At 73.7% G+C, this 4,072-nt stretch carries 2 protein-coding genes; one reads left to right on the forward strand and one right to left on the reverse strand.

All coding sequences use genetic code 11. The features are described 5' to 3' along the window. Window positions 1-20 precede the first annotated feature (20 nt). The gene (gene gcl, locus ACFRMQ_RS38980) at window positions 21-1,802 is read right to left on the reverse strand and encodes a glyoxylate carboligase (protein WP_380735634.1); all 1,782 of its coding nucleotides are present in this window, start codon (window positions 1,800-1,802) and stop codon (window positions 21-23) included. Window positions 1,803-2,552: 750 nt separating this feature from the next. Between gcl and ACFRMQ_RS38985 the strand changes: the two genes are divergently transcribed. Continuing rightward, window positions 2,553-4,037, forward strand: coding sequence for a SulP family inorganic anion transporter (locus ACFRMQ_RS38985; protein WP_380735635.1), 1,485 nt, complete (start codon window positions 2,553-2,555; stop codon window positions 4,035-4,037). The last annotated feature ends 35 nt before the right edge of the window (window positions 4,038-4,072 follow it).

Genomic DNA, 4,072 nt, shown 5'->3' on the forward strand with positions numbered 1-4,072 from the left:
CGCCCGGAGTGTGCGACCGGTCAGGGCGTCAGCGGCCTGACCGCCGTCGGGGCGTGCTCGGGAAGGGTGGCCAACTCCTCGAACTCGCTGACCTTGTCGATGTCGCTGCCGCTCATCGAGATGTCGGTGACCCGTTCCAGGATCGCCTCGACCACCACCGGGACGCGGAACTCGGCGGCCAGCTTCTTGGCCTCCTCGAAGGCGGGCAGCAGGCCCTCCGGCTCGGTGACCCGGATCGCCTTGCAGCCCAGGCCCTCGACGACCTTGACGTGGTCCACGCCGTAGACGCCCAGTTCCGGCGCGTTGATGTTCTCGAACTCCAGCTTGACCTGGAAGTCGATGTCGAAGGTGCGCTGCGCCTGGCGGATCAGCCCCAGGTAGGAGTTGTTCACCAGCACGTGGACGTACGGGATGCGGTGCTGGGCGCCGACGGCCAGCTCCTCGATCATGAACTGGAAGTCGTAGTCGCCGGAGAGCGCGACGACCTGGCCCCCGGGGTCGGCGGTGGCGACGCCCAGCGCGGCCGGGACGGTCCAGCCGAGCGGGCCGGCCTGGCCGCAGTTGATCCAGTGCCGCGGCCGGTAGACGTGCAGCAGCTGGGCGCCGGCGATCTGGGACAGGCCGATGGTGGTGACGTAGCGGGTCTCCGGACCGAAGGCCCGGTTCATCTCCTCGTACACCCGCTGCGGCTTGATCGGCACGTCGTCGAAGTGGGTGCGGCGCTGGAGCCGGGCCCTGCGCTCCTGGGCGGTGGCGGCCCAGGCGGTACGGTCCTTGAGCGTGCCGGCCTCCCGCAGTTCGCGCGCCACCTCGACGAACAGCTCCAGCGCGGCCCCGGCGTCGGAGGCGATGCCGAGGTCCGGGGCGAAGATCCGGCCGAGCTGGGTGGGTTCGACGTCGACGTGGACGAAGGTGCGGCCCGCGGTGTAGACGTCCAGGCCGCCGGTGTGCCGGTTGGCCCAGCGGTTGCCGATGCCGAGGACGAAGTCGGAGGCGAGGAAGGTCTCGTTGCCGTAGCGGTGCGAGGTCTGGAGGCCGACCAGGCCGGCGTTCAGCGGGTGGTCGTCCGGGACGGTGCCCCAGCCCATCAGGGTCGGGACCACCGGGACGCCGGTGAGTTCGGCGAACTCCAGCAGCAGGTCGGCGGCGTCGGCGTTGATCACGCCGCCGCCCGCGACGATCAGCGGGCGCTCGGAGGCCTGGAGCAGGGCGACGGCCTTCTCGATCTGGGTGCGGTTGGCGGCGGGCTTGTAGACCGGGAGCGGCTGGTAGGCCTCCGGGTCGAAGTCGATCTTGGTCAGCTGGACGTCGATCGGCAGGTCGATCAGGACCGGGCCGGGGCGGCCGGAGCGCATCAGGTGGAAGGCCTGCTGGAACACCCCGGGGACCTGTGCGGCCTCCAGCACGGTGGTGGCGGCCTTGGTGACGGGCCGGGCGATCGAGGCGATGTCGACGGCCTGGAAGTCCTCCTTGTGCAGCCGGGCGACGGGGGCCTGCCCGGTGACGCAGAGGATCGGGACGGAGTCGGCGATCGCCGAGTACAGGCCGGTGATCATGTCGGTGCCGGCCGGCCCGGAGGTGCCGACGCAGACCCCGATGTTGCCGGCCGCGGCGCGGGTGTAGCCCTCGGCCATGTGGGAGGCGCCCTCGACGTGCCGGGCCAGGGTGTGGCTGATCCCTCCGGAGGCCTTGAGCGCGGCGTAGAACGGGTTGATCGCCGCGCCCGGCACGCCGAACGCGACGTCGACGCCTTCGAGTTTGAGGATCTCCACGGCCGCGCGGGCGGCTGTCATACGAGGCATCGGATCTCTCCTGCGTCGGCCCGCGGTGGCTCGGAGGGCTCATCTCTCGAATTCCACCATACGGAATATTGGTTTCTGTATGCGGAAACAAAGTAGGTCGGGGCGCGGTGGGGCGTCAAGGGGATTTCAACAGAATGTGGAAGTCCTCGCGGGGGGCCGGAGAGCCTGGAATCGAACGCCAGAACGTCGATCGCGCGGGTGTACCGGAGGAAGCGGACGCTCCGCGCCGGAAAGCGCAGCCGGTGTGCAGTGCCGGTGAAGGGGCGGTGCCACGGGTGGGCCCGCCCCGCGCTCCTGGGTACCGTCGGTGGCACGCCGGGCCCGTACCGTCCAACCGAGGCCGCGGCAGGGGGATTCGGGGTCGTCCGGACTCGGGGGAGCACCGGGGCCGGTCCCGCCCAGGACCGGCGTGCCCGGTCCGCCGCATCCGAGCGAGGGACGCACCCCCGGCCGCTCCGACCCGACACCCGCCGCCGCGCTCAGGTCCGACCGGACCCGCGGCCGTACCGCGGTCGCCGCGCTCCGGCGGTCCCGCCCCCTTCCTCGGCTCCCCACCGTCCCTCCGCTCCCCACCCGTGCAACGGCGCGCCCGCCGCGGCGGGCGCGCGGAAGGAACGTCCCCATGCGCTGTTCCACCTCTGCCCCGTCCCTGGCGGTGACCGGGTGAACCCGCCGCCGCACCGGAGCGACAGCCCACCGGGCCCCCTCCGCGAGCCCGGCCCGTCGGCCCGGCCCCGCACCCCGGCCGCCGTGCTGCGCGCCGTCCCCTGGCGCCACGACCTGCCGGCCTCGCTGGTGGTGTTCCTGGTCGCCCTCCCGCTGTGCGTCGGGGTGGCCGTCGCCAGCGGCGTCCCGGCCGAGCTCGGGCTGGTCACCGGCATCGTCGGCGGGCTGGTGACCGGACTGCTGCCCGGCAGCAGCCTCCAGGTCAGCGGGCCCGCCGCCGGACTGACCGTCCTGGTGGCCGACGCCGTCCAGCGCTTCGGCGTCGGCGCGCTGGGCCTGCTGGTGCTCGGCACCGGCCTGCTCCAGCTGGCGATGGGCGCCCTGCGGCTCGGCCGCTGGTTCCGGGCCATGTCGGCCTCGGTGGTCCACGGCATGCTGGCCGGCATCGGACTGACCCTGGTGTTCGGCCAGCTCTACGCGCTCGCCGACCGCCGCGCCCCCGCCACCGGCCCGGAGAAGATCGCCGGCCTGCCCGCACTGCTGTGGGACGTGCTGACCGCCGCCGCGAACCCGAGCGCGGTCGCCCTCGGCGCCGGCACCCTGCTGATCCTGATCGCCTGGAAGTACCTGCCGGACCGCGCCGCCCGCGCCGTCCCCGCCCCGCTGGCCGCCGTCGGCCTGGCCGCCGCCGTCACCGCCGTCGTCGACCTGCCGGTGGCCCGGATCCACGTGGCCGGACTGCTCGACGTGGTGCGCCTGCCCGAGCGGGACACGCTGGCCTCGCTGGCCGGCACCGCCGGGATCGGCACGGTCGTCGCCTTCGCCCTGATCGCCTCCGCCGAGACGCTGTTCAGCGCCGCCGCCGTCGACCGGATGCACCACGGCCCGCGCACCGACTACGACCGCGAACTCACCGCCCAGGGCATCGGCAACGCCGTCTGCGGACTGCTCGGCGCGCTGCCGATGACCGCCGTGATCGTGCGCAGCGCCACCAACGTCCAGGCCGGGGCGCGCACCAAGGCCTCCCGCGTCCTGCACGGCGGCTGGCTGCTGCTGTTCACCGCGCTGCTGCCCGGCGTGCTCGGGCTCGTCCCGCTCACCGCGCTGGCCGCGGTGCTGGTGCACGCCGGCGCCAAGCTGGTGCCGCTGCGCCGGATCGTCGCACTCTGCCGCGGACACCTGGGCGAGGCGGTGGTGCTGGCGGTGACGGCCGGCGCGATCATCGCCACCGACCTGTTCGACGGAGTGCTGATCGGCATCGGCCTGGCGGTGGCCAAGTCGGCCTGGCAGACCTCGCAGCTCCAGATCGCGGTGGAGGAGCAGGCGCGGCCGACCGGGCAGCCGCTGCACCGGGTCCGGCTGAGCGGCAACGCCACCTTCCTGCGGCTGCCCCGGCTGCTGGACACCCTGGAACGGCTGCCGGGGGACCGGCCGGTGGAGCTGGACTGGACCGGGCTGCGCCATCTGGACCACGCCTGCACGGTGGCCCTGGTCGCCTGGGCGGCCCAGCACCGGGCCCGCTCCACCGAGCCGCTGGCGGTCGACCCTCCGTTGCCCTCGGTGGCGTGAGCGCCCGGGCCCTCCCTTCCGGCACGATCCGGAAG

The sequence above is a fragment of the Kitasatospora sp. NPDC056783 genome, assembly GCF_042789895.1.
Lineage (GTDB): Bacteria > Actinomycetota > Actinomycetes > Streptomycetales > Streptomycetaceae > Kitasatospora.